Source organism: Methylobacterium sp. J-068 (assembly GCF_022829445.1).
GTDB lineage: Bacteria > Pseudomonadota > Alphaproteobacteria > Rhizobiales > Beijerinckiaceae > Methylobacterium.
Genome location: NZ_JAKSXY010000083.1, coordinates 1 through 24,874, shown reverse-complemented (window position 1 = coordinate 24,874; position 24,874 = coordinate 1). Strand labels below are relative to the sequence as shown.

Sequence of the window (24,874 nt, the reverse complement as noted above, 5' to 3'; positions counted from 1 at the left end):
GGTCTGATTCTGAGGGGGGGGCCATCCGCGAGAGGTGGCGCCCGCCGTGTTTGATCGAGTTCGGTACAGAGAGCAGGTATCCGAATGGTTCAAAGCGCCGTCATCCGCTGCGCCTGGGACCCGGAGGCGGGCGTCTGGTTCGTGCAGGAGACCGACGTTCCGGGCCTTGTCACCGAAGCGGCGACGCTGAGAGCTTTGTGCGCCAAGCTGCCCGGCATGATCCGCGATCTCGTTGAGGACGTGGACGGATCCGATCGCGCTAGCCACTCCGAGGCGTTCTGACGTAAACGCGGGTCCGACGAGGCACCGGCCCTGAAGGCCCACGAGCATCCGGACGCGCGGCATGAAGATCGACGGCAAGCCCTACCGCACCATCTTTCCCGCCGCGGACGGTGCCTCCGTGGCGGTGATCGACCAGACGCGCCTGCCCTTCGCCTTCGAACTGAAGACGCTCGCGACCCTGGACGACGCGGCGGTGGCGATCCGCACCATGGTGGTGCGCGGCGCGCCGCTGATCGGCGTCACGGCGGCCTACGGCCTCGCCCTCGGGCTGCGGGCCGACGCCTCCGTATCCGGCCTCGACCGGGCGGTCGACACCCTCGCCGCCACGCGCCCCACCGCGATCAACCTGCGCTGGGCCCTCGACCGGGTCGCGGCCAAGCTCCGCACGGTGCCGACGCCTGAGCGCGCCGGCTTCGCCTACGCGGAGGCCGGCCGCATCGCCGAGGAAGACGTCGAGAGCTGCCACGCCATCGGCGTGCACGGCGCGCGCATCCTGGGCGATCTGCACCGTGCCAAGGGGCGGACGATCAACGTGCTGACCCACTGCAACGCCGGCTGGCTCGCCACGGTGGATTGGGGCACCGCGCTCGCGCCGATCTACGTGGCGCACGATGCCGGCATCCCGGTGCACGTCTTCGTGGACGAGACGCGACCCCGCAACCAGGGCGCGGCCCTGACAGCCTTCGAGCTCAACGCGCACGGGGTGCCCCACACGGTGATCGCCGACAATGCCGGCGGGCACCTGATGCAGCACGGCGCCATCGATGTCTGCATCGTCGGCTCGGACCGCACCACGGCATCGGGCGACGTCTGCAACAAGATCGGCACCTACCTCAAGGCGCTGGCGGCCAGCGACAACCGGGTGCCGTTCTACGCCGCCCTGCCCTTCTCGACGATCGACTGGACGCTGGACGACGGCGTGCGCGAGATCCCGATCGAGGAGCGCGACGGCCGCGAGGTCACGCACCTGACCGGACGCCTCGCCGATGGGGGCTTTGCCACGATCGAGGTCGTCTCGCCGGGAAGCCCGGTGGCGAACCCGGCCTTCGACGTGACGCCGGCCCGGCTCGTCACCGGCATCATCACCGAGCGGGGCATCGCTACGGCCGATGCCGAGGGGCTGCTGTCGCTCTACCCGGAGCGGAGATCTTTATCAAATCTTAGTAAGCGCTGATTTCCTTCAATCTAATTAGAAGCTTCGATATATTCCGAAGTTTGTTTAAGTCTTCTAATTTAAGAGGATCAGGATCAAAATGCATAACATCATTTCTGATTGCGTTAATTTCCATTAATTCAGAGCAAAACGTTTTTCGATCCAAATTTAAGCCAATTTTCGCCCAGTTATCTGTATGTTCAAGTATTTTCACATAATTACCAAATGTTAAATCGGAAACATCTGATAATTCAGAAGGTAGATGATTCTCGTCGCATGTATTTCGAATATCATCAATCGTGATTTTACTACCTATAATATTTCTTAGGCTATTTTCAATTTCTGATATAAGCAAAAATGGCGTACTGATTTCCTCGAATTGAAAGGCCATATCATTTGACGTCACTATGCCACATATTTTCCTGTCTGCTGCTCGGATAAGAACATAATTATGCTCAAGGATAATTTTGATCCCCGAAAACAATGATGCAGACACTGATATTTCTTGGTGGTCGTCCATGAAAGACCGGACTGTAGAGTCGGAATTGGTGCCAATGCTTCTTGCGCCGATAGATGACCAGCTTATTATACCTTTTACCTCTCTCTCGCTAGTCATTACAGGCAACTGCGAGAAATTTCTTGCAAGCATAATTGTAATAGCTTCAGCCAAACTTGAGTTTGGACTAACGAAAGTCGGAGGTATATTTGCAGAAGGAATCTTTCCGATTCTGAAGGATGGGTCTTCTGCAGATTTGTTAGTTAATCCTTCAAGTAAAATTTCCTCATTATTTGCAACAACATGTTTTTCTATATCATCCGAATTTACTAAATTTGTTATTTCGAATGTTATGGGAGTATCAACCCATATATCACGGTAGTCGGGAATTGTTCGTATATTTAATCGCTGAAGCTCGTCGTTTATGTGCTGCACATGCGATGGAGTTCTTCGTTGTACTCTGAACCACCATAGGAAAGTTCTTATAGTAACTGGAGTAGCAGTCTTGCCTGAATGCAAGTCAGCTAAAACTTCGTTGAGCTCTTCAATTTTTGATTTTGCATATGCCATAAAACAACTTTATCGAGAGTCGAACTTTTATCAAGGGGACCACTGCCAGAACACCGTGCCGGTGAAGGCGAATACGGTCTCGCCGCGCTGGTTCACGCCGGTGTTCTCGTGGGTGGCGAGGCCCCAGCCGGGGCGCGAGGCGGTGGCGCGCTTGTCGACCAGGGTGCAGGTGTAGCGGATGGTGTCGCCGGCATAGACCGGGGCGCGCCAGCGCATGTCGCGAAACCCCGGCGAGGGCCCGAGCTGCGGCACCGGGCCGGACCGGGCCGTGTGCACGATGTCGCGTTCGCGCGTGATGTGGAGCCGCTTCATCCAGGCGGCGGCGGTGTGCCAGCCGGAGGCGCAGAGGCCGCCGAAATGGGTGTGCCGGGCCGCGTCCGGGTCGAGGTGGAAGGCCTGCGGATCGTAGGCCCGCGCGAAGGCCGTGATCGCCTCCGGCGTGAAGCGATGGCGGCCGAGATCGCGCGTGGTGCCGATCGGCGCGGCTTCGAGGAAGGGAAGCCGCTCGACGTCCGTCGCCTCGGCCAGAGGCGCGTCGTCGGCCGGAACGACGGCGCGGGGCGGCAGCGGGGCCGCGCCGCGCCGGGCGAACATCACGCTGAAATCCTGAGTCATGACCGCCTTGCCGTCGCCGTTCAGGACGGTCATGGCGAACACGACGAAGCCGCGGTCCGGCTTGGAGTTGGAGACGCGGCAGGTCTCGACCCGGACGGAGATGCTCAGGCGGTCGCCGGGCAGGACGGGCCGCAGCCAGCGCAATTCGGTAATGCCCGGAGAGCCCATCGAGGTCGCGCCCCGGAACACGTGCTCCTGGAGCAGGCGCATCCCGAACCCGGCGGTCTGCCAGCCCGAGCCGATCAGGTGTCCGACGAAGGTCGCCTTGGCGGCCTCGGCGTCGAGGTGGAACGGCTGCGGGTCGAACTCGGCCGCGAAGGCGACGATCTCGGCCTCGGTCACGGTCAGCGGACCGCCCTCGATCACGGAACCCGGGACGAAATCCTCGAACGCGATGCCGGTCATGAACGTCCTCGATGGCAGGTGGCGGCCGCCGACGCGGCGGCGCGAGGCCGGGCCCGCGCGGGGCACCGGCCGGTCCGATCCGATGCGTCGGATCAGTTGGCGAAGCGGAAGTGCAGCACGTCGCCGTCCTGCACCACGTACTCCTTGCCTTCGAGCCGGAACTTGCCCGCTTCCTTGGCGCCGCTCTCCCCCTTCAGCGTGGTGTAATCGGTGAACGCGATGGTCTCGGCGCGGATGAAGCCCTTCTCGAAATCCGTGTGGATCACGCCGGCGGCGGCGGGCGCCCGGGTGCCCTTCTCGATGGTCCAGGCGCGAGCCTCCTTCGGGCCGACCGTGAAGTAGGTGATCAGGCCGAGGAGCTCGTAGCCGGCGCGGATCACGCGATTCAGGCCGGGCTCGGAGAGGCCGACCGCCTCCAGGAAATCGCCCTGATCGGCGAGCGGCATCACGGCGATCTCGCTCTCGATCTTGGCCGAGACCACCACGGCCTTGGCGCCCTCCGCCTTGGCCCGCGCCATCACGGCGTCCGAATAGGCGTTGCCCTTGTCGGCATCGCCCTCGTCGACGTTGCAGACGTAGAGCACGGGCTTGGCCGTCATCAGGCCGAGGCTCTGGAACAGGCGCTCCTCCTCGGGCTTACGCTGGACGAGGCGGGCCGGCTTGCCCTCGCGCAGCAGCGGCAGGGCGCGGCTCACGAGGTCGAGGGCCTCCTTGGCCTCCTTGTCGGCACCCTTGGCCTTCTTCTCCAGGGCGATGACGCGCTTCTCCAGGCTGTCGAGGTCGGCGAGCATCAACTCGGTCTCGATGGTCTCGATGTCGGCGGCCGGGTCGACCTTGCCCTCCACATGGGTCACGTCGCCATCGGTGAAGCAGCGCACCACGTGGGCGATGGCATCGACCTCGCGGATATTGGCGAGGAACTGATTGCCGAGGCCCTCGCCCTTCGAGGCGCCGCGCACGAGGCCGGCGATGTCCACGAAGGTGAGCCGCGTCGGGATGATCTCCTTCGAGGCGGCGATCCTGGCCAGATCATCGAGGCGCGGGTCCGGCACCGCCACCTCGCCGACATTCGGCTCGATGGTGCAGAACGGGTAGTTCGCCGCCTGCGCCGCCGCCGTCTGCGTCAGGGCGTTGAAGAGGGTCGACTTGCCGACGTTCGGCAGGCCGACGATGCCGCATTTGAAGCCCATGGGTCACCTGTCCGTTCGCGGGTCCGCGCAAAGTCTGCCCGCGTGAAATCCGATGTCGCCGCCGCGGTCAATCGCGGGCGTTGACCTGCTTGACGTCGTCCCAGCCCCGCCCTGCCATGGCGAGGTGGACCTTGTTCTGGAAGCTCGCATCCTCGCCCGCCGCCAGCAGGGCCGCGTGGTCGGCCATCGCCCGGCAGAGGTCGTCGACCCAGGCCTCCTCGCCCTTGCCGAAATCATTGAGCACGTAGGCGTGGACCAGGGCCTTGTCGCCCGGATGACCGATGCCGAGGCGGACCCGGCGGTAATCGTTGCCGCATTGCGCGGTGATCGAGCGCAGGCCGTTATGGCCCGCATTGCCGCCCCCCGTCTTCACCCGGAGCTTGGCGGGCGCGAGGTCGAGTTCGTCGTGCAGCACGATCACGTCGGCGAGCGCGATCTTGTAGAAGCGCTGCGCCTCATGCACCGCGCGCCCCGATTCGTTCATGAAGGTCTGGGGCTTCAGGAGGATGGCCCGCTCGGCGCCGAGCGCCACCTCGGCGATCTCGCCCTGGAACTTGCGCCGCCACGGCCCGGCGCGGTGCAGGCGCGCGATCTCGTCCACGGCCAGGAAGCCGATGTTGTGGCGGTTCTTCGCGTAGCGGGGGCCGGGATTGCCGAGGCCGACGATCAGGCGCATGGCGCGAATCGATCCTGACGGAAATTCTCGAAGGGGATGGACGCTCATCCCCCGAAACGGAGATGCCCCGGCCTGATGGCCGGGGCATCCTCACGGACGGCGTGAAACCGGGCGCGGGCCCAGGTCTCAGTCCTCCTTCTTCTCGTCCTCGCCGGACGCCTCTGCGGCCTCCTCGGCCTCCTCGGCGGCGGCCTCGGCGGACTGCGCCTCGGCGATCGCGGCCTCCTCGGCCTCGACCTCGGCGCCGAGCACGGTCGGCGGCACGATGTTGGCGACGGTGGCGTCGGGCTCACCCGTGAAGGTGGCGCCGGCGGGCAGGGTCACGTCGGTGATGTGGATCGCATCGCCGATCTCGCGGCCGGTGAGGTCGACCTCGATCGCCTCGGGGATGGCGTCGGGGGCGACGTCGAGGGCCAGCGTGTGGAGCACGACGTTGAGCGTGCCGCCCTTCTGCTTGATGCCGGGGGCTGCGTCCTCGTGGAGGAAGTGCACCGGAACCTCGACCGTGATCGACTGGCCGGCGACGACGCGCAGGAAGTCGACGTGGATCGGAACGCCCGTGACCGGATCGAGGTGGAAGTCGCGCGGGATCGCGCGGGTCTTCTTGCCGCCGGCATTGATCTCGAACAGGGTGGTCTTGAAGCCACCGGCGTAGATCAGCGTGCGGATGCGGATGAGATCCACGGCGATGGATTGCGGGGCCTGGCCGCCTCCGTAGACGACGGCGGGAACTTGACCCTGGCGACGAACGGCCCGGGCGGCCCCCTTGCCGACCCGGTCGCGTGCCACGGCCTCAAGCGTCTTGACTGCGCTCATGGCGTGATCCTTTTGATGATGAACATTCCGGGCCAACGCGAAAGGCCGCCCGAAACGGACGGCCATACCCCGATCCCCGAAGCGCCCGTGCCTCCAAGGGTGTCTGGCGGGCGCTGGCGCGGCCTATACCGCCTCGCGGCGCGCGGTGCAACCGATGGCGTTTCCATCGGGGCCGCCAAGGGCTCGCGCAATCCGGCATGTTCCGGTGCCGAATCCGAAACCATGCTCCGCGATCGATCGTTCCCGGGCGTCGTTTTTCGGCGGCGCCCCGACGTTTCGTTCACTGTCACCCCGCAAAACTGATCTCCCGTGGCGGAGATGGGATGGATGACGCGACCGATCGTATGGGCGTTCGGCATCACGGCCGTGGCGGCGATCTGGGCCGTCGGCCTCGCGGAGCGCTTCGACCGCTCGGCGCTCACGAGCGCCGCGGTCGGCGTGCCGCCGGCCGATGCGCGTTCCGCGGGCGCGCCCTTCCGGCCCAACACCGAGACCCTGTTCGCCGATTCGCAGGGCCACTTCGCCACCGAGGCGGTGATCGACGGCCGGCGCCTGCGGATGCTGGTCGATACCGGGGCCACCACCTGCGCCTTCACCTACGAGGATGCGGAGCGCGCCGGCCTGAGCGTCAGCGAGCGCGACTTCCGTCTGCCGGTGCAGACGGCCAACGGCACCGTCTACGCCGCGCGGGTGCGGATTTCCGCGATGCGGGTCGGCAACATCGTGGTCCAGGGGGTCGACGGCATGGTGATGCCGCGCGGGCGCCTGTCGACCAGCCTGCTCGGCATGTCGTTCCTGAAGCGGCTCAACGAATTCAGCATGAATGGCGGCCGCCTCACCTTACGCGGATGAGCGCCGCGCTTCCGCGCCGCGCCGGGTTCCGCTAAGCCCCGGCGACGCCACGCACGCCGCACGAGGGCCCGCGATGTTTCCCAAGCCGCACGCTTCCCTGAAGCCCAACACCTTCGCCTTCGAGCAATCGCCGCTGGTGAAGCCCACCGGGTTTCGCGAGTACGACGCGCGCTGGCTCTTCCCCGACGAGATCAACCTGATGGGCGTTCAGGCGCTCGGGCTCGGCATCGGCACGCTGGTGCACGAGATGGGCGTGCGCCCGGACATCGTCACCGGGCACGATTTCCGGGCCTACTCGTCCTCGATCAAGCTGGCGCTGATCGCCGGCATGCAGGCCGCCGGCCTGCGGGTGAAGGATGTCGGCCTCGCCCTGTCGCCGATGGCTTATTTCGGCCAGTTCGCCCTCGACTGCCCCTGCGTGGCGATGGTCACCGCCTCGCACAACGACAACGGCTGGACCGGCGTGAAGATGGGCGCGAACCGCCCGATGACCTTCGGTCCCGACGAGATGACCCGCCTCAAGGAGATCGTCCTGGGCGGCACCTACCGGTACCGCGACGGCGGCTCCTATGAATTCGTGGAAGGTTTCGCCGAGACCTACCTCGCGGACCTGAAGGGCCGGGCCAAGCCGATCACCCGCAAGCTCAAGGTGGTGGCGGCCTGCGGCAACGGCACGGCGGGCGCCTTCGCGCCCCGGCTCCTCGAAGCGCTCGGCGTCGAGGTCATCCCCCTCGACGTCGCGCCCGACTACACCTTCCCGCGCTACAACCCGAACCCCGAGGACATGGAGATGCTCCATGCCATCGCGCACGCGGTGAAGGAACACGGCGCCGATGTGGGCCTCGGCTTCGACGGCGACGGCGACCGCTGCGGCGTGGTCGACGACGAGGGCGCGGAGATCTTCGCCGACAAGATCGGGGTGATGCTCGCGCGCGACCTCTCGAAGCTGCATCCCGGCGCGACCTTCGTGGTCGACGTGAAGTCCACCGGACTCTACCACAGCGACCCGGCGCTTCAGGCGCAGGGCGTGAAGACCGATTACTGGAAGACCGGGCATTCCTACATCAAGCGCCGGGTCAACGAACTCGGGGCGCTGGCCGGATTCGAGAAGTCGGGCCACTTCTTCTTCAACGAGCCGATCGGGCGCGGCTACGACGACGGCCTCCTCACCGCCATCGCGGTGATCGAGATGCTGGACCGCAACCCGGAGGCCTCCATGGCGGACCTCTACCGCGCGCTCCCCAAGACCTGGGGCTCGCCCACCATGTCGCCGCACTGCGCGGACGAGGTGAAGTACGGGGTGGTCGACACCGTCACGGCGCGCCTGAAGGCGATACACGCGGCCGGCGAGCCCATCGCGGGATCGCGGATCACCGATGTGGTCACGGTGAACGGCATCCGCGTCACCACGGAGGACGGCACCTGGGGCCTGGTGCGCGCCTCCTCGAACAAGCCGGAACTCGTCGTGGTGATCGAGAGCCCGGCATCGGAAGCGCGCCTGCACGCGATGTTCAAGGCCGTCGACGCGATCCTGCGCGAGAACCCGGAGGTCGGGGCCTACAACCAGACGATCTGAGGCGTGAATGTGCGGCGCCGGCGCCTCATGCCGTATCCGGTTGCTCCCTTCGGGATGGCGGGTTTGGGCTTCGCTCAGCCCGCGCCCAAGGCCTTCAGCCGGTAGAGCGCCTCCAGCGCCTCGCGCGGTGTCAGCGCATCCGGGTCGATCGCGTCGAGGGCGAGACGCAGCCCGTCCTCCGGCGCGTCCGCCTCCGGCTCCGGCATCGGTGGCGGGCTGAGATTGGCAAACAGCGGCAGGTCGTCGATCCGGGGCCGCGAGGGCCGGTCGCGCTCCGCCTTCTCCAGGTGCTTCAGGATGGAGCCGGCGCGGGCGATGACCCCGGCGGGCAGCCCCGCCAGACGGGCCACCTGGAGGCCGTAGGAGCGCTCGGCCACGCCCGGCACCACCTCGTGCAGGAACACGACCTGGCCCTTGTGCTCGGCCACCCGCAGGGTCGCGTTGTCGAGATGCGAGAGGCGCTGGCCCAAAGCCGTCAGTTCGTGGAAATGCGTGGCGAACAGCGCGCGGCAGCCGTTCTGCTCGTGCAGGTGCTCCAGGCAGGCCCAGGCGATGGAGAGGCCGTCGAAGGTCGCGGTGCCACGCCCGATCTCGTCGAGGATGACGAGGGAGCGCCGGGTCGCCTGGTTCAGGATCGCGGCGGTCTCGACCATCTCGACCATGAAGGTCGACTGGCCGCGCGCGAGGTCGTCGGCCGCGCCCACGCGGGAGAACAGGCGGTCGACGAGGCCGAGCCGCACGCGGGCCGCCGGCACGAAGGCGCCGATCTGCGCCAGCACGGCGATCAGGGCGTTCTGGCGCAGGAAGGTCGACTTGCCGCCCATGTTCGGGCCGGTGATGAGGCGGATGCGGCCGCGCGCCTCGCCGGAGAGGTCGCAATCGTTGGCGATGAAGGGCGCGCCGGATTGGCGGAGCGCCGCCTCGACCACGGGATGGCGCCCGCCCTCCACCACGAAGCCGTAGCCCTCGTCGACGACGGGACGGCGCCAGTCGCGCTCGACCGCGAGTTCGGCGTGCGAGGCGGTCACATCGAGGCCGGCCAGCGCCTCGGCGACCTCGGCGATGGCCGGCGCCTGCGCCAGGATGCGGGCGGCGAGACGCTCGAACACCGCGCCCTCCAGGGCCAGCGCGCGCTCGGAGGCGCCGGAGATGCGGCTCTCCAGCTGCCCGAGCTCGACGCTGGTGAAGCGCATCGCGTCGACCATGGTCTGGCGATGGATGAAGGTCTCCCGCATCACGCCCTTCAGGCAGGCCTCGCCCACCCCCTGCGGCACCTCGATGTAGTAGCCGAGCATGTTGTTGTGCTTGATCCGCAGGGTGCGGCAGCCGGTCTCCTCGGCGTAGCGCGCCTGCAGGGCGGCGATGACTTTTCGCGAATCGTGGCCGAGCAGGCGGTTCTCGTCGATCTCGGCGTCGTAGCCGGCCCGCACGAAGCCGCCGTCCTGGCGCTTCAGGGGCAGGTCGTCGGCGAGCGCCGCGTGGAGTTCCGCCACGAGTTCGGCATCCACCGCCGCGAGGCAGGCGGCCAGGGTCGCGAGGTTCTCGGGCAGCGCGTCGAGGCCGGCGCAGCGCTGAGCCAGGGCTCGTGCCGCGTCCAGGCCGTCGCGCAGGGCCGCGAGGTCGCGCGGGCCGCCGCGTCCGAGTCCGAGACGCGCGAGGGCGCGGGCGAGGTCCGGCGCGCGGGCGAGGTTGTCGCGAAAATCCGCCCGCACCGGGCCGTTCTCGGCCAGGAACTCCACCGCCGCGTGGCGCCGGCGGATGCCCGCGAGGTCGGTCAGCGGACCCGCGAGGTGCTCGGCCAGCAGCCGCGCCCCGCTCGCCGAGACCGTGCGGTCGATCGCGTCGAGCAGGCTGCCCCGCCGCTCGCCGGAGAGCGTGCGGGTGAGTTCGAGGTTGGCGCGCGTCGAGGCGTCGATGGACAGGGTCGCGCCGGTCGATTCCCGCGTCGGCGGCGAGAGGGTCGGGCGGGCGCCGATCTGGGTGCGCTCGACGTAGAGCAGGGCCGCCCCGGCGGCGGCGAGTTCGGCGCGCCCGAACTGCCCGAAGCCGTCCAGGGTCGAGACGCCGAACTGCGCCTTGATGCGGCGCTCGGCCGAGGCCGGTTCGAGCTCCGCCTGCGGCAGCGGCGTCACGGGCGCGGGGATCTCCCGCCAGAGGCGCGCGAGCGCCGGATCGGCGTGGATCGTCTCCGACATCACGATCTCGCGCGGTTCGTGCCGGGCGATGGCCGAGGCGAGTTCGGTGGCCGGAACCTCGCTCAGGGAGAAGCGCCCCGTCGAGATGTCGAGGGCCGCCAGCCCGTAGACGAGGGAGGCGTCGCTCGCCTTGCGGCGGCCCAGAGCCAGCAGGACGTTGGCGCGGGCGGGATCGAGGAGCCGGTCCTCCGTGATGGTGCCGGGCGTGACGAGGCGCACGACCTCGCGCCGCACCACGGATTTCGGCCCGCGCTTCTTGGCTTCGGCCGGGTCCTCGGTCTGGGCACAGACCGCGACCCGGTGGCCGAGCGCGATCAAGCGGCTGAGGTAATCGTCCGAGCGCTCCACGGGCACGCCGCACATCGGAATGTCGGCGCCGCCATGCTTGCCGCGCTTCGTCAGCACGATGCCGAGGGCCCGCGAGGCGATCTCCGCGTCCTCGAAGAACAGCTCGTAGAAGTCGCCCATCCGGTAGAACAGGAGGCAATCGGTGTTGGCGGCCTTGATCTCGATGTACTGCGCCATCATCGGCGTGGCGCCGGCCGTGTCGAGGACCGCCGCGCTCGTCGTGTAGTCCGACGGGGCGGCACCGGTCTTCGGGACCGATCGGGCGAGGCGCTGAGACATGGCCCCAGCATAGCAGAGCGGGCGCCCGAGAATCAGCGCCGGCCTCCGCTTCGCCTGGGGAGAAGCGTGGAGAAGCGCGAGGCCGCAGACATGAGAAAGGGCCGGCGCGCTCCGCGCGCCGACCCTCCCGTCACGTGGATCGTGTGGAACTCAGTAGCGCGGGCCGCCCGAGGTGTTGCCCTTCTGCTGCTGGTAGCCCGGCTGCGAGGGGTTGCGGGAATTCGGATCGCTCATCATGCGCGAGCGCGGCATGCGGTGCATGCGGCGGTGATGACGGTGATGGCGCATGCCGTGGTGATGGCGGCGGTAGGCCACCTGATCGACGGCCTGATCACCGGCGAGCGTCACGGCCGGGGCCGGCATGACGGGGGCGGCCGACGCGGAGGTCAGTCCAAAGGCGCCGAGCAACGTGCTGGCAGCCAGAGCGATCGCGATCTTGGTCATTCGGTTCGTCTTTCGTGGATGCCCCGAGCGGGCGTCGATGCGACAAGTCGCCATGTGGGTTTCCGTTCCGCGATCATCCTTCGGCCGATGCATCGCCCATCGGGTCGATCCGGTCGCGTCGGGATCGATCGAGCGGTGTCCACCGCATCCTCGCAAAGATTTGAAGTCGATATCAAATCGGACCGGCTTTCGATTACTCAAATTTTGATCCCGTCAACTAGACAAGTATAGTCATCTATAGATGTAAATGTTACAGCAAAAGATTTAATTTTGTTTCAAAAGAAAACTATCTTTCCGATACTTTATTGAATTACAAATTCGATGATTTACGGATTAATTCGCATTTAACCTTTTTGTCCTAAAAAAATAGCGGGCTGCCTACCCTTTCCCTTCACGCCGAGCGTCGCGGTGGTTCGCCGCCTACTATTCTATTCTGGGGTTATGTGATGATCTCCACGGTTCAGGGTCGCCTCATTCTGGTCATATCGATCATGGGATTGCTTCTGGTCGGAGCGACGGCCATCGGGAACATGGCGCTTTCCTGGAACTACGACAGCTTTAAATCCGTATTCAGCGATCGGGTCGTTCCACTCCGGCAGTTCAGTCTGATGCGGGATGCCAACGACGAGATCGTCGCCATCTCGCGACGGCTCAGGAGCAAGCAGATCGCCAACGAGACCGCCAGGGAGAGCATTGCGGCGAGCCGCAAGAAGTTCGACGCGCAGTGGTCCGCCTACCTGATGACTTACCTGACCCCTGAGGAGAAGGCTCTCATCGCGGCCTATAAGGAGCGTCAGATCGAGACCGACGCGGCCTTGGCCGAGATCGTTCGTCGTCTGACCGCCGGCGGAGACCAGGATTTCGACGCCACGCATACGAACTTGCTGGCGGCCGTGGATGCGTCGAACGCCAGCCTCGCCAAACTCAATCTTCTCCAGGTCAATGAAGCCCAAGTCGAGTTCGATCGTTCGGATCGGATCTCCGAATGGTCCCGCATCGCGTTGTTGACCTCCATGGCCTTCGCGATCGCCGCCATCGGCTATGGTATCTATACGGTGCTGATCCAAGTGTGCCGCCCGCTGCGCCGCATGACCGCCACCATGGAGCGTCTGGCCGGCGGCGACCTGACGACCGAGATCGCCGACGCGGAGCGCAAGGACGAGATCGGCGCGATGGCGGGTGCCGTGCGGGTGTTCAAGGACAACATGGTCCAGACGCGGCAGCTGGAGGCGGAGACCGCCCAGGCGCGCCTCGATGCCGAGACGCAACGCAAGGCCGGGATGCAGCAGATGGCGGACGCCTTCGAGCAGGCGGTCGGCGGCATCGTCGGAATGGTTTCGTCGTCCGCCACGGAATTGCAGGCCACGGCCCAGACCATGACGGTCACGGCGTCGCAGACCGCGAGCCAGTCCATCGCGGTCGCGGGAGCCGCCAACGAAGCCGCCGCGAATGTCCAGACCGTGGCGGCCGCCGCCGAGGAGCTCGGGAGTTCCGTGAAGGAGATCGGGCGTCAGGTCTCCGGCTCCTCCGATCTCGCTCTGACGGCGGTCGGCGAGGCCGACGAAACCTTGCGTCTGGTGCGGGCTCTCAGCGAGGCATCGGCCCGGATCGGCGACATGGTCGGGCTGATCTCGAATATTGCGAGCCAGACCAACCTGCTGGCCCTGAACGCGACCATCGAGGCGGCGCGGGCCGGAGAGGCCGGTCGGGGGTTCGCCGTGGTCGCCACCGAGGTCAAGGAACTCGCCAACCAGACGGCGCGGGCCACCGACGAGATCGGCACACAGATCGGCCAGATCCAGGGCGTGACGGGACAGACCGTTTCCGCCATCGGCTCCATCACCGCGCGCATCCGTGAGATCAGCGGCGTGGCCTCCTTCATCGCGGCTGCCGTCGATGAGCAAGGGGCTGCGACCCAGGAGATCGTGCGCAACGTCGCCCAGGCATCGGTGGGCACGAGCGAGGTGACGAACAACATCGGCGGCGTGGCGCAGGCCTCGGAGGAGACAGGCGCTGCGGCCAGCCAGGTGCTGTCGGCGGCCTCCGAGCTTTCGCGGCAGTCCGAGCATCTCTCGAGCGAGGTCGTCCGTTTCCTCCAGACCGTGCGCGCGGCCTGAGCGAAGCCGATATCCGTTCCCCCCTCGATGGATCGGGCGCGGGTTGGAGACAGTCCGACGACGGAAAGAAGGGCCGGCCCTCGCGCGGTCCTTCTTTTCCGTCGCTCACGACACGGCACGACACGTTGAGAGTCGAGCGGCGCCTGAGCGAAGCCCAGATCCACCATCCCGAAAAGATCAACCGGTCTGATAAGCCGTTTGCCATCCGGTGGTCCCGTCTTGCGGTGACGGGCGGTTCGCGGCACGAGCACGGGCGATGGCGCCCGAATCCGCAAACAACCGCGATCTCCCTATCGAGGTCGCCCTGCCCGCGCTTCGCGAGGCGCTCGAAGATCGGTCGTCGGCCGTGCTGGTGGCGCCGCCGGGCGCGGGTAAGACCACCCGCGTTCCCCTGGCACTCCTCGAGACCCCTTGGCTCGCGGGCCGCAAGATCATCCTCCTCGAACCACGGCGCCTGGCGGCGCGCGGCGCAGCGGAGCGCATGGCGGCCACCCTCGGCGAGCGCGTCGGCGACACCGTCGGCCTGCGGGTCCGGCTCGGGTCCAAGATTTCGGCGCGGACCCGGATCGAGGTGGTCACCGAGGGCGTGTTCACCCGGATGATCCTCGACGACCCGGAACTGACGGGCGTCGGCGCCGTGCTGTTCGACGAGTTCCACGAGCGTTCCCTCGACGCGGATCTCGGGCTCGCCCTGGCGCTCGACGCGCAGGGTGCCCTGCGCGAGGACCTGCGCATCCTCGTGATGTCCGCGACCCTCGACGGCGCCCGCGTCGCGCGGCTCCTCGGCGACGCGCCGGTCATCGCCTCGGAGGGCCGCGCCTATCCGGTGGAGACGCGGCACTGGGAGCGCGACCCGAACCGGCGCATCGAGGAGGTGATGGCCGAGGCCATCCTGCGGGCCCTGCGCGCCGATCCCGGCTCCGTCCTCGCCTTCCTGCCCGGACAGGGCGAGATCCGCCGCGTGGCGACGCTGCTGGCGGAAAAGATCGACGACGCGACCGAGATCGCGCCGCTCTACGGCGCGCTGACGCCGGCCGAGCAGGACCGGGCGGTGGCGCCCGCGCCTCCCGGCCGGCGCAAGGTGGTGCTCGCCACCAGCATCGCGGAGACTTCGCTCACCATCCAGGGCGTGCGCATCGTGGTCGATTCGGGGCTGTCGCGGGTGCCGGTCTACGAGCCGGGCCTCGGTCTGACCCGCCTCGTCACCGCGCGGGCGTCGCGCGCCTCCGTCGACCAGCGCCGGGGCCGGGCCGGCCGCACGGAGCCCGGCATCTGCCACCGCCTCTGGTCGGAGGCCGCCACAGCCGCGCTGGAGCCGTTCACCCGGCCCGAGATCCTGGCCGCCGATTTATCGGGGCTCCTCCTCGACTGCGCGGCCTGGGGTGTGGCCGACCCCACCACCCTCGCCTTCCTGGATGCCCCGCCCGCCCCCGCGCTGACCGAGGCACGCGCGATGCTGCGGGACCTCGATGCGATCGCGGCGGATGGCCGGCTCACCGGGACGGGGAGCGCCTTGCGCGCCCTTCCCCTGCCCCCGCGCCTCGCCCGCATGGTGGTGGGGGCGGCGGGTCACGGTCAGGCGCGCGCGGCGGCGGACCTCGCCGCCGTGCTGGTGGAGCGCGGGCTCGGCGGCGACGATGCCGACGTCACGCACAGGGTCGAACGCTTCGTTCGCGACCGGGCACCGCGCGCCGCCGACATGCGGCGCCTGGCCCAGGGCTGGGCGCGGCAGGCCGAGGCCTTCGCCCGCACGGCGCGGGGCGACCCGTCCGTGGACCTGTCGGAGGCCGGTCCGCTCCTCGCCCTGGCCTATCCGGACCGCGTCGCGCGGGCGCGGGGCCGCGACGGCGAGTTCGTCATGGCCAATGGCCGGGCCGGGCGCGTCGATCCGGCTTCGGCCCTGGCGCGCATGCCGTTCCTCGTCGTCGCCGACATCACCGGGACGGCCGCGAATGCCCGCATCCTGGCGGCCGCCCCCATCGCCCTGGAGGCGATCGAGGCGCTGTTCCCGGATCGGATCGCGGCGGTGACGAAGGTGACGTTCGACAGGGGCGCCCGCGCGCTTCGCGCCCGCTCGCTGCGGCGCCTCGGCGCGCTGACGCTGGGCGAGCGCACCCTGCCGGTGCCGCAGGATCTGGCCTCCGCCGAGACCCTGGCGCGCGGCATCGCGGAGATCGGGCTCGCGGGCCTGCCCTGGACGCCAGCCCTCGCGCAATGGCGGGCGCGCCTCGCCTTCCTGCGCGCGGCCGATCCGGCGACGTGGCCGGACCTGTCCGACGCGCGCCTCGGCGAGACGATCGAGACCTGGCTCGCGCCCGAGATCGTCGGCCGGACCAGCCTGGAGGCGATCGGCGCCGACGATCTTGCGCGCGCGCTGCAGGCCTTGCTGCCCTGGGAGCTGCGGGCCCGCCTCGAGGCCGAGGCGCCGACCCATGTGGAGGTGCCCACCGGCTCGCGCATTCCCCTCGACTACGAGGCCGAGGGCGGCCCCGTTCTCGCCGTGCGGGTGCAGGAGTTGTTCGGCCTCGAACGTCACCCGAGCATCGCGGGCGGGCGCATCCCCCTCGTGCTCCACCTGCTCTCGCCGGCCTCGCGGCCGATCCAGATCACCCGCGACCTGCCGGGCTTCTGGCGCGGGTCGTGGAGCGCCGTGCGCTCGGAGATGCGCGGGCGCTATCCCCGCCATCCCTGGCCCGAGGACCCGGTGGCGGAGCCGCCCACCCGGCGGGTCAAGCCGAGGGGCACGTGAGCACGGGAGACATCGGCGGCGGAGGGGCGGGCCGCCTGCGCCGCGCCCTCGCCCCGTTCGATCCGCGTGGGCGGCTCTGCGCCCCCGCTTACCGGCTGATCGTCATCCGTCTGGTGCTGGCCTTTGCCGGTCTGGTCTGCCTCTCGGTCTGGCTCGGCGGCCACGGCCTGCGCGGGCTCGCCATTCTCGCCGCCGGCGGCACCCTCTTCGTGGCGCTGGCGGCCTGCGCGCAGACGATCCGGCGGCTGCACGACCGCGACCGCACCGCGTGGTGGCTCGGCCTCTATATCCTCCTGGAGGCGGTGAGCACGCTGCCCCTGGAGCAATTCGCCGACAGCGATCCGGTGCCGGTCTTCGCCTCGGTCGCGGCGATGCTCGGTTACTTCGCCTGGTTCTTCATCGAGACCGTCCTGCGGCCCGGGACGCCCGGACCGAACCGCCACGGCCCCGCGCCGATCGCGCCGCCTTGACCCGGGCGGTTCAATCGGGCCGCCTCGCCGAGAGCACGATCCGCGCCGCGCTGCGGCTCGGCTGGTCGTCGCCGGGCAGGCGCATTAGGCTGTCGATGCGCGCCAGGGCCTCGACTTGCGCCTCGCGCGCCGGCCCGCCGGCGAGGAGCGGCGCGACGGCCTCGGCGAGGCGCGGCGCCGTGCACTCGGCCTGGATGAATTCCGGCATCGCGTTCTGCCCCAGGATGAGGTTCGGCAGCACGATGGTGGGGACCTGGATCAGGCGGCGGGCCACCGCCTCCTCGATGCGCGAGACCTTGTAGGCGACGACCATCGGCACGCCGGCGAGGGCCAGTTCGAGGGTGACGGTGCCGGAGGCCGCCAGGGCCGCCCGCGCGCGGCGGAAGGTGGCGTGCTTGGCCGCCTCGCCGTGGACGAGGGTGACCGGCGTCGCCCAGGTCAGGGCCAGCCGCTCGATCAGGGCCCGGTGCCGGGTGACGGCCGGCAGGACCGCCTCGATCGGCCCGAAGCGCTCGCCGAGCCGCGCGAGGGCCGCGCCGAAGACCGGCATCAGCCGCTCGATCTCGGAGCGGCGCGAGCCCGGCAGGATCGCCAGCACCGGTACGCCGTCCATGCGGGCCCGTGCCTCGGCCGGGCCGGGGCGCAGTTCGGCGAGACGTTCGATCAGGGGATGGCCGACATAGGTGCAGGCCGGTCCGTTCAGGCGGCGATGCGCGTCCGGCTCGAAGGGCAGCAGGGCGAGCACATGGTCGATGAACGGGCGCATCTTCGCGGCCCGCCACGGCCGCCAGGCCCAGACGCTCGGCGAGACGTAGTCGACGATGGGCAGATGCGGCATGCGCTTGCGGACCCGGCTCGCCACCGCGTGGGTGAAGCCGGGGCTGTCGATGATGACGAGGACGTCGGGCCGGGCCTCGACCACGTCGCGCACGGTCTGGCGAATGCGGCGCAGGAGCGTGCGCAGTCGCGCCGCCACCGGCAGGTAGCCCATCACCGCCACGTCATCGATCGGGAACAGCGAGCGGAAGCCCTGCTCGGCCATCGCCTCCCCGCCGACTCCGCCGAAGCGGATCGGCCGATCCGAGAGTTCGCCTAAGCCCCGCATGAGCTTGGCCCCGAGCTGGTCGCCGGAATCCTCGCCCGCCACGAGCCAGATCGTCCGCTCGGTCCGCGGTTCGCTCATGCGTCCACTCCTCGTCCCGCGTCCGTTGGAAGTCCGATGAGGAAGAGGCCGGCCCGGTCGGCGGCCGCGATGGTGGCGGGGCGGTCGATGATCAGGGTGAAGCCCGCCTGGACCGCGAGGCCGGCGCAGCCCGCGGCCGCCGCGTTCGCCACGGTGCGGGGGCCGATCGCCGGAAGGTCGACCCGCAGGTCCTGGCCTTCCTTGGCGAGTTTGACCAGCACGATGCCGGCCTGCGCGCGGCCCAGGCCGAGGGGGCGCCGGGCGAGCGCGCGGGCGCGGGCCAGCATCCGGTCGGTGCCCTCCGGTCCCTCGACGGCGAGCGCCCGTTGGCCCACCAGCACGGCGGCCTGGCCGACATCGTGGGGTGAGAGCGCGCCGAGGAGCGCCCGCCCCGCCGCGATCGAGGCGCGCGCGGCCGCGTCGGGCGCGTGGCGGCCCATCACGCCCTCGGGGCTGAGAAGGTCGGGGGCCACCTCGTGAACGCCGACGACGCCGTGGCCGTTCTCCTCCAGCAACGCGAGGGCGCCGCGCAGGAGGCGATCGTCGCCGCCGCCCGAGATCGCCCGCAGGGCCTCGCGGTTGCGCAGGGCCGCGGCGGCGTTGAGGATGGCGGCCGGGTTGGGCCGCGAGACGCCCCCGGCCGGCACCACGCTCACCGGTCCCCAGGCCTTGAGCGTCGCCAGGATGCCGGCGATGTCGAGGAGGTCGAGGGTCGCCTCCGCACGGGCCCGCATGGCGCGCTCGGCGAAGCCCCGGATCGCCAGGACCCGGAAGGGGCGCCCGGCCCGGTCGAGGGAGGCGGCCACGAGTTCCGGCAGCCGCCCGGCGCCCGCGACCAGCACCAGGGCCGTCGGCGCCGGGGCGATGCGGGCGGCGGGCGCCGGGTTCGCGCTCAAGAGGCGCCCGGCGTCTCGCGCGGCGTACAGATCGAGCGCTTGCCGCCCGCGCGGATGAAGGCGATGATCTCGGCCACGGCGCGATGGTTCTCGAATTCCGAGGCCACGTCCTCCACCCGCTCCATCAGCGTGCCCTCGTTGGCGAAGAGCAGGCGGTAGGCCCGCCGCAGGGCGTGGATGTCCTCCCGGGCGAAGCCGCGCCGCTGAAGGCCGATGATGTTGAGGCCCGACAGGTAGGCCCGGTTGCCGAGCGCCATGCCGTAGGGGATGCAGTCGTTCTCGAGGCCCGACAGGCCGCCCACGAAGGCGTGGGCGCCCACGCGGGCGAACTGGATCACGGCCGCGCCGCCGCCCAGGATGGCGTAGTCGCCGACGCTGCAATGGCCCGCGAGCATGACGTTGTTGGAGAAGACGACGCCGTCGCCGACGTGGCAATCGTGGCCCACATGCGAATTGGCCAGGAAGGTGCAGTTGTCGCCCACCACGGTCTCGAGCCCGCCGCCGGCGGTGCCCGGATTCATGGTGACGCCCTCGCGGATCAGGCAATCGGCGCCGATCGTCAGGGTGGAGGCCTCGCCCTTGAACTTCAGGTCCTGGGGCGGGTGCCCGATCGACGCGAAGGGATAGAGCCGCGTGCGCGGCCCGATCGCGGTCCGCCCGGCGACGACGACGTGGCCGACGAGTTCGCAGCCCTCGCCGAGCGTCACGTCCGGGCCGACATGGCAGAACGGACCGACGCGGACGCCGTCGCGCAAGGTCGCGCCGTCCTCGACCACCGCGCTGGGATGGATCTCCACCGCCGCGCTCACTCGGTCACCAGCATGGCGCCGATCTCGGCCTCGGCCACCAGCACACCGTCGACCCGGGCCTCGCCCCGGAACCACCACATGGTGCGGCGGTGGTTCATCTTGGTCATGTGGTAGCGCACCGTATCGCCCGGCACGACGGGCTTGCGGAACTTGCACTTGTCGATCGTCATGAAGAACACCTGCTTGGTCTGCAGGTTGTCGCTCATGATGTGCCGGCAACAGATGGCGCCCGCCGTCTGGGCCATGCCCTCGATCAGAAGCACGCCCGGAAACACGGGCAGGCCCGGGAAATGGCCCGTGAATTGCGGCTCGTTGATCGTGACGTTCTTCACGCCGACGCAGCTCCGGTCGCCGTCGATCTCGACGATCCGGTCGATCATCAGGAAAGGGTAGCGGTGCGGCAGCAGCTCCAGAACCTTCTGGATATCCGCCGAGCCGAGTTCACGCGGCATGTCGTTCATCGATCAGATCACCTCAACTGAGCGCGCCGACGCTCCCGCCGCCCCGCTTCGTTCTTGAAAAAACCGCCCACTCGGTGGATGCGTCTTCTTTCGGCAGAAGCCGGGCGGATGCAAGCCCTCACGCCGGATTGCGGATCCACCGACCCTTTTCCCAACCCATCGCCGGGCGACCGTTCGACGCGCGACCGCACGATCAGGCGAGTCGTGGGACAAGTTTCCGTATCGACATCTTGATCCTGTCGGCGTTGGCGCCAAGTCTCTCATCAGACTGAGCCGTGGCAGGCCATCGTCGATCGCAGTCACTTCCGAGAAAAAAGTCCGATGGTTTCAGGCGACGAGGACTTTCTCGCGGTTCATGACGCCGAGGAAACCGGAAACGACCAGGGGCCGATCGCGAACAACATTCGCGCTCTGCGTCCCGGCGATATCGTGATCACGCACGGTCTCGCGAGCCGTCCCGCCAAGCCGGCGGCGATCGCGGCCGAGGCGGACGCCCTGCACGCGATCAGCGGTGGCCTCGCGCGGGACCCCGCCGGGGCGGCCGAGGCGCTGCTGGCCGCACTCCTTCGGCTCTGCGCCTGCGGTTCCGTGGGGTTCAGCCTTGCCGAGACCGGCCCGGGCCGTGGGACGAGCCTGCGCTGGAGCCGGGTCGTCGGCCCGCTCGCGCGTCAGGTCGGGACCGTCCTCCCGCGCGATGCCGGCCCCTGTGGCCTCTGCCTCGACGCGAACGCGACGATTCTGGTGAGCCGGCCGTTCTCGATCCTGGCGCAGGCCGGGCAGGTCGACGCGCCGCTTCTCGAAGGCCTTTTCGCGCCTCTGCGCGATACGGGCGGTGCCCATCTCGGCACGCTCTGGGCCGTGCATCACGATCCGACCCGGCGCTTCGACGCGGAGGACGCGCGCGTGCTGGAGCAGATGGCCCCCCTGCTGGTCCTCGCCCTCAAGGCGAGACCGGAGGCGTTGCAGGTGCCGGCGACGACGCAGGTTCGGGCGACGCGTCCCGTCGCGGAGGTCGACGAGAATCCGTTCGTGCGCAAGCTCCACGGCTTCGTCCCGCTCTCTGGCGCGGACCGCGCGCGGCTGCACCGCCTGACGCTCGACGCGATCGCGGTGCCGGCGCGGACCGATCTGATCCGCGAGGGCGACGCGCCCGGCGGCGTCTTCCTGATGATGGAGGGGACGGCCTGCCGCTACCGCGCGATCGGCGGCGGACGGCGGCAGATCACGGCGTTCCTCCTGCCGGGAGATTTCTGCGATCTCGACGTCGCCCTGCTGAGCCGGATGGACCACACCATCATGACCTCCACGGCGAGTCGGGTCGCGCGCCTCGACCGCGCCACCGTGCTCGACCTGACGCAGAACCACCCGAACATCGCCGCGGCCCTGCGCAAGACGACCCTCGTCGACGAGGCGACCTTGCGCGAATGGCTGGTGAATCTCGGCTCGCGCTCGGCGCTCGAACGCGTGGCGTCCCTGTTCTGCGAGTTGCAGGCCCGGTGCGATGTGGTCGGCCTGTCGAGCGCGGACAGCGATGCTCTGCCGATCACGCTGGAAGACCTCGCGCACGCGACCGGGCTCTCGAGCGTCCACGTGAACCGGACCTTGTGGGAGCTGCGTCGCCTGAAGCTCATCGCCCCGCTGGACGGCAGGTTCGGCGTGACCGACCTCCAAGGCCTGCGGGATCTCACCGGCTTTACCGGCGAATATCTCCACCTGGAGGATCGCCGTCCGCGCGCCTGAGACCGTCTCCGCTTGATCTGTTCGGTGATACAAGTGACTCGCGGGTCCCCTCTCCTGGAAGGAGAAGGAGCCCGTCGCGTCTGATCGCCCCGAAGGAATCAACCGGAACCGCTATCAGCCCTTCGGTTCGTCGCCGCCGGTCGAGCGCTCGGCGAGGCGCGCCAGCGTGGTCAGCTCCCGGAACCAGGCGCGGACGGGCTTGGCCGGCGTGCCGCCCCAGCGGCTTCCCGGCGGCACGTCGCGGTTCACGTTGGAGGAGCCGGCGATCTGCGAGCCCATGCCGATGCGCAGGTGGCCGACGACGCCGACCTGACCGCCGAGGACCACGTAATCCTCCAAGGTGGTCGAGCCCGAGATGCCGACGCCCGAAACGATGACGCAATGCCGCCCGATCACCACGTTGTGGGCGATCTGCACGAGGTTGTCGATCTTGGTGCCCTCGCCGATGATCGTGTCCCGGCTGGCACCGCGATCGATCGTCGTGTTGGCGCCGATCTCGACGTCGTCCTGGACGATCACCCGACCGATCTGCGGCACCTTGAGGTGACCGCCCGGCCCCATGGCGAAGCCGAACCCGTCTTGGCCCAGGCGCGCGCCCGGATGGATGATGACGCGGTTGCCGAGCAGTGCGTGGGTCAGGGTCGCGCCCGCGCCGATGGCGCAGTCCCGGCCGATCCGCACTCGGGGGCCGATGCTGGCATTGGGGCCGATGACCGTGCCCGAACCGATCTCCGCGCCGGGCCCGATGACGGCTCCGGGATCGACATGCACCCCCGGCTCCAGCCGGGCTTCGGGATGGATATGGGCGCCCGGCGCCGCGCCGGTGGCGGCGAAGAGCGAGCCGGGCCGCATCGCGTCGGGATGCAGCCGGGCGAGCAAGCCCGCATAAACCCGGTAGGGATCGCGCAGGACGAGGGCCACGGTGCCGGCCGGGACGCGGGGAGCGAAGCGCGGCGAGACGAGGCAGAGACCCGCGCGGGTCGCCGCCAGGGCATCGCCGTAGCGGGCATTGTCCATGTAGGCGACGTCGCTCAGGGTCGCCGCTTCCAGGGGCGCAGCCCCCGCGATCACGCGGCCGGGATCGACGCCGTCGGGCAGCGAAACGCCGGCAGCCTCGGCGATGGCGCCGAGGCTGAGGGTGGTGGTGGCGGAGAAGAAGATCGGATCTGGCATGCAGTCACAACGCGCCGCCTCCCGAAAGGGACGCGGCGCCTGTGCGTCAGAAGCGCGAGCCGCCGGAGAACCGGAAGGCCTGGATCTGATCCTTGCCGACACGGCCGAGATAGTTGCCGGTGGCGTCGTAGGCCTTGGTGCCCTCGTCCTTCGACAGCGCGTAGGCGTAGTCGAAGCGGATCGGGCCGAGCGGCGAGTTCCAGAGGATCGAGGCGCCCACCGAGGAGCGGATGATCAGCTTGTCGCGGACGTTCACGCATTCGGGTTCGACCCGGATGGTGTTGGTGTTGAAGCTGCAGGAACCACCCGGGGCGGTGCCGTTGATGAGCTTGTCGCCGTTCACGTCGAAGGTGGTGCGGCCGTTGTAGCCGAACAGCGTACCGGCATCGGCAAACACGGCACCCTTCAGACCCAGGTCGCGCGGGATGCCCGGGAGCGGGAACTGCACTTCCAGGGTGCCACCGAAGTAGGTGGAGCCGCCGAGGGCGTTCGAGCGGCTGTCGCTGATGCCGACGTCGCGCGGGCCGATGCCGTTCGGCGCGAAGCCGCGAACGAGCGACGGGCCGAGGAAGAACTGGTCGGTGATGCGCAGCGGCTGGTCGTTCAGCGCAGTGATGTGGCCGCCCTGGAAGCGCACGAAGCCGACGATGTCCTCGTAGAACTCCTTGTAGTAGCGGGCGTCGCCCGTCACGCGGAAGAACTTGGAGTCACCGCCGAGGCCGGCGATGTCGGGCTTCAGCTCGGCGTAGAGGCCGTTGCGCGGCGAGGCGAAGTTGTCGAGGGTCGAGTAGGCGAGCGTCAGGCCCGCGAGCGAGGTCAGGGTGCTGCCCTGCGAACCCTTGAGCGCGATCGAGGCTTCGCCGTCGAGGGCACAGTTCGGATACAGCGCCTGCTCGCCCGGCGCGCCGGTGGCGAGACCGCCGGTGGTCAGCGTGGTGTAGCCCGTGATCGGGTTCGAGCAGTCGTTGTACGGCCGCTTGACGGTGTTCGGGACGCGCAGCTCGGTGTTGTAGAGCGAGTAGCGCAAGGTCACGCCGAACTCTTCGGTGATCGGCAGGCCGACGCGCAGCTGACCGCCATAGACGGTGGTCTCGTAGCGCGAGTAGCGGGTCTGGTCGCTGTACTTGTAGAAGGCATCGAAGCCGGCTGCGAGGCGGTATCCGAGGAAGTACGGCTCGGTGAAGGAGAAGTCGAGGCCGCGCGAGTACTGGCCGCCGGTGCCGGCGACGCGGACGTACTGGCCGCGTCCCAGGAAGTTCGATTCCGAGACCGAGACCTCGCCGATGATGCCGTCCTGGGTGGAGTAGCCGCCCGCCACCGAGAACGAGCCCGTGGGCTGATCCTCGACGTCGATGTTGATGATCACCCGGTCGGCCGAG

At 68.8% G+C, this 24,874-nt stretch carries 21 protein-coding genes; 8 read left to right on the top strand and 13 right to left on the bottom strand.

What is annotated here, in order from left to right; genetic code table 11:
* Positions 1 to 84 precede the first annotated feature (84 nt).
* Positions 85 to 282 carry a DUF1902 domain-containing protein gene (locus tag MKK54_RS12700; RefSeq protein WP_244011328.1) on the top strand — a complete coding sequence of 66 codons (198 nt, stop codon included), beginning with the start codon at positions 85 to 87 and terminating at the stop codon, positions 280 to 282.
* A 61-nt stretch (positions 283 to 343) separates the two neighbouring features.
* Entirely contained in the window at positions 344 to 1,456 is a 1,113-nt protein-coding gene (gene mtnA, locus MKK54_RS12695) for an S-methyl-5-thioribose-1-phosphate isomerase (protein WP_244011327.1), read from the top strand.
* Here the strand turns inward: mtnA and MKK54_RS12690 are convergent.
* The 5 genes from MKK54_RS12690 to MKK54_RS12670 form a co-directional block, all read right to left on the bottom strand.
* The gene (locus MKK54_RS12690) at positions 1,443 to 2,501 is read right to left on the bottom strand and encodes a CBS domain-containing protein (protein ID WP_244011326.1); all 1,059 of its coding nucleotides are present in this window, start codon (positions 2,499 to 2,501) and stop codon (positions 1,443 to 1,445) included. The two genes, mtnA and MKK54_RS12690, sit on opposite strands and share 14 nt — an antisense overlap.
* Positions 2,502 to 2,531: 30 nt before the next feature.
* Positions 2,532 to 3,521: a MaoC family dehydratase gene (locus MKK54_RS12685; protein ID WP_244011325.1), complete on the bottom strand. Its 990-nt coding sequence runs from the start codon at positions 3,519 to 3,521 to the stop codon at positions 2,532 to 2,534.
* A gap of 92 nt (positions 3,522 to 3,613) precedes the next feature.
* The gene (gene ychF, locus MKK54_RS12680; protein WP_244011324.1) at positions 3,614 to 4,711 is read right to left on the bottom strand and encodes a redox-regulated ATPase YchF; all 1,098 of its coding nucleotides are present in this window, start codon (positions 4,709 to 4,711) and stop codon (positions 3,614 to 3,616) included.
* Between the two features lie 67 nt (positions 4,712 to 4,778).
* Complete coding sequence (pth, locus tag MKK54_RS12675; RefSeq protein WP_244011323.1) at positions 4,779 to 5,387, bottom strand: aminoacyl-tRNA hydrolase; 609 nt, start codon at positions 5,385 to 5,387, stop codon at positions 4,779 to 4,781.
* A 126-nt stretch (positions 5,388 to 5,513) separates the two neighbouring features.
* The gene (locus tag MKK54_RS12670; RefSeq protein WP_244011322.1) at positions 5,514 to 6,203 is read right to left on the bottom strand and encodes a 50S ribosomal protein L25/general stress protein Ctc; all 690 of its coding nucleotides are present in this window, start codon (positions 6,201 to 6,203) and stop codon (positions 5,514 to 5,516) included.
* Between the two features lie 327 nt (positions 6,204 to 6,530).
* On the opposite strand from MKK54_RS12670, the gene MKK54_RS12665 reads away from it, so the two are divergent.
* The gene (locus MKK54_RS12665) at positions 6,531 to 7,055 is read left to right on the top strand and encodes a TIGR02281 family clan AA aspartic protease (RefSeq protein ID WP_244011321.1); all 525 of its coding nucleotides are present in this window, start codon (positions 6,531 to 6,533) and stop codon (positions 7,053 to 7,055) included.
* 73 nt (positions 7,056 to 7,128) lie between these two features.
* Entirely contained in the window at positions 7,129 to 8,631 is a 1,503-nt protein-coding gene (locus MKK54_RS12660; protein WP_244011320.1) for a phosphomannomutase/phosphoglucomutase, read from the top strand.
* Between the two features lie 74 nt (positions 8,632 to 8,705).
* Here MKK54_RS12660 and mutS read toward each other — a convergent pair whose 3' ends face one another.
* Both mutS and MKK54_RS12650 read right to left on the bottom strand, forming a co-directional pair.
* Complete coding sequence (gene mutS / locus MKK54_RS12655) at positions 8,706 to 11,453, bottom strand: DNA mismatch repair protein MutS (RefSeq protein WP_409564173.1); 2,748 nt, start codon at positions 11,451 to 11,453, stop codon at positions 8,706 to 8,708.
* 150 nt (positions 11,454 to 11,603) lie between these two features.
* Entirely contained in the window at positions 11,604 to 11,897 is a 294-nt protein-coding gene (locus tag MKK54_RS12650; RefSeq protein ID WP_244011319.1) for a hypothetical protein, read from the bottom strand.
* A 446-nt stretch (positions 11,898 to 12,343) separates the two neighbouring features.
* On the opposite strand from MKK54_RS12650, the gene MKK54_RS12645 reads away from it, so the two are divergent.
* The 3 genes from MKK54_RS12645 (at position 12,344) to MKK54_RS12635 (ending at position 17,233) form a co-directional block, all read left to right on the top strand.
* Positions 12,344 to 14,014: a methyl-accepting chemotaxis protein gene (locus tag MKK54_RS12645; RefSeq protein ID WP_279597337.1), complete on the top strand. Its 1,671-nt coding sequence runs from the start codon at positions 12,344 to 12,346 to the stop codon at positions 14,012 to 14,014.
* Positions 14,015 to 14,270: 256 nt separating this feature from the next.
* Positions 14,271 to 16,763 (top strand): ATP-dependent helicase HrpB, encoded by a 2,493-nt coding sequence (gene hrpB / locus MKK54_RS12640; RefSeq protein ID WP_244011317.1) that lies wholly within the window; start codon positions 14,271 to 14,273, stop codon positions 16,761 to 16,763.
* Positions 16,760 to 17,233: a DUF805 domain-containing protein gene (locus MKK54_RS12635; protein ID WP_244011316.1), complete on the top strand. Its 474-nt coding sequence runs from the start codon at positions 16,760 to 16,762 to the stop codon at positions 17,231 to 17,233. The genes hrpB and MKK54_RS12635 overlap by 4 nt, the downstream gene beginning before the upstream one ends.
* A gap of 10 nt (positions 17,234 to 17,243) precedes the next feature.
* On the opposite strand, the gene lpxB is transcribed toward MKK54_RS12635, so the two are convergent.
* From lpxB to fabZ, 4 genes are read right to left on the bottom strand one after another with little or no spacing between them, the layout of a single operon-like run.
* Positions 17,244 to 18,416, bottom strand: coding sequence for a lipid-A-disaccharide synthase (lpxB, locus tag MKK54_RS12630; RefSeq protein WP_244011315.1), 1,173 nt, complete (start codon positions 18,414 to 18,416; stop codon positions 17,244 to 17,246).
* The gene (locus MKK54_RS12625) at positions 18,413 to 19,312 is read right to left on the bottom strand and encodes an LpxI family protein (protein WP_244011314.1); all 900 of its coding nucleotides are present in this window, start codon (positions 19,310 to 19,312) and stop codon (positions 18,413 to 18,415) included. Before MKK54_RS12625 ends, lpxB begins: the two co-directional genes overlap by 4 nt.
* Positions 19,309 to 20,121, bottom strand: a complete 813-nt coding sequence (lpxA, locus tag MKK54_RS12620) for an acyl-ACP--UDP-N-acetylglucosamine O-acyltransferase (RefSeq protein WP_244011313.1) — start codon at positions 20,119 to 20,121, stop codon at positions 19,309 to 19,311. The genes MKK54_RS12625 and lpxA overlap by 4 nt, the downstream gene beginning before the upstream one ends.
* Positions 20,118 to 20,573, bottom strand: a complete 456-nt coding sequence (gene fabZ, locus MKK54_RS12615; RefSeq protein ID WP_409564180.1) for a 3-hydroxyacyl-ACP dehydratase FabZ — start codon at positions 20,571 to 20,573, stop codon at positions 20,118 to 20,120. Before fabZ ends, lpxA begins: the two co-directional genes overlap by 4 nt.
* 330 nt (positions 20,574 to 20,903) lie before the next feature.
* On the opposite strand from fabZ, the gene MKK54_RS12610 reads away from it, so the two are divergent.
* A complete protein-coding gene (locus MKK54_RS12610; protein WP_244011311.1) occupies positions 20,904 to 22,322 on the top strand; it encodes a Crp/Fnr family transcriptional regulator in 1,419 nt (472 codons plus the stop codon).
* Between the two features lie 114 nt (positions 22,323 to 22,436).
* Here the strand turns inward: MKK54_RS12610 and lpxD are convergent, their stop codons facing one another.
* Together lpxD and MKK54_RS12600 are read right to left on the bottom strand one after the other, a co-directional pair.
* Entirely contained in the window at positions 22,437 to 23,495 is a 1,059-nt protein-coding gene (gene lpxD / locus MKK54_RS12605; RefSeq protein WP_244011310.1) for a UDP-3-O-(3-hydroxymyristoyl)glucosamine N-acyltransferase, read from the bottom strand.
* A gap of 46 nt (positions 23,496 to 23,541) precedes the next feature.
* A partial coding sequence (locus tag MKK54_RS12600) for a BamA/TamA family outer membrane protein (protein ID WP_244011309.1) occupies positions 23,542 to 24,874 on the bottom strand: 1,333 nt, incomplete at its 5' end.

Coding starts and splice junctions, on each gene's coding strand:
- fabZ (WP_409564180.1), bottom strand. CDS start 20,573: ATGCCGCGTGAACTCGGCTCGGCGGATATCCAGAAGGTTCTGGAGCTG.
- lpxD (WP_244011310.1), bottom strand. CDS start 23,495: ATGCCAGATCCGATCTTCTTCTCCGCCACCACCACCCTCAGCCTCGGC.
- MKK54_RS12690 (WP_244011326.1), bottom strand. CDS start 2,501: ATGGCATATGCAAAATCAAAAATTGAAGAGCTCAACGAAGTTTTAGCT.
- pth (WP_244011323.1), bottom strand. CDS start 5,387: ATGCGCCTGATCGTCGGCCTCGGCAATCCCGGCCCCCGCTACGCGAAG.
- hrpB (WP_244011317.1), top strand. CDS start 14,271: ATGGCGCCCGAATCCGCAAACAACCGCGATCTCCCTATCGAGGTCGCC.
- MKK54_RS12610 (WP_244011311.1), top strand. CDS start 20,904: ATGGTTTCAGGCGACGAGGACTTTCTCGCGGTTCATGACGCCGAGGAA.
- MKK54_RS12645 (WP_279597337.1), top strand. CDS start 12,344: ATGATCTCCACGGTTCAGGGTCGCCTCATTCTGGTCATATCGATCATG.
- MKK54_RS12665 (WP_244011321.1), top strand. CDS start 6,531: ATGACGCGACCGATCGTATGGGCGTTCGGCATCACGGCCGTGGCGGCG.
- MKK54_RS12650 (WP_244011319.1), bottom strand. CDS start 11,897: ATGACCAAGATCGCGATCGCTCTGGCTGCCAGCACGTTGCTCGGCGCC.
- mutS (WP_409564173.1), bottom strand. CDS start 11,453: ATGTCTCAGCGCCTCGCCCGATCGGTCCCGAAGACCGGTGCCGCCCCG.
- MKK54_RS12660 (WP_244011320.1), top strand. CDS start 7,129: ATGTTTCCCAAGCCGCACGCTTCCCTGAAGCCCAACACCTTCGCCTTC.
- lpxB (WP_244011315.1), bottom strand. CDS start 18,416: ATGAGCGAACCGCGGACCGAGCGGACGATCTGGCTCGTGGCGGGCGAG.
- mtnA (WP_244011327.1), top strand. CDS start 344: ATGAAGATCGACGGCAAGCCCTACCGCACCATCTTTCCCGCCGCGGAC.
- MKK54_RS12670 (WP_244011322.1), bottom strand. CDS start 6,203: ATGAGCGCAGTCAAGACGCTTGAGGCCGTGGCACGCGACCGGGTCGGC.
- MKK54_RS12685 (WP_244011325.1), bottom strand. CDS start 3,521: ATGACCGGCATCGCGTTCGAGGATTTCGTCCCGGGTTCCGTGATCGAG.
- ychF (WP_244011324.1), bottom strand. CDS start 4,711: ATGGGCTTCAAATGCGGCATCGTCGGCCTGCCGAACGTCGGCAAGTCG.
- MKK54_RS12700 (WP_244011328.1), top strand. CDS start 85: ATGGTTCAAAGCGCCGTCATCCGCTGCGCCTGGGACCCGGAGGCGGGC.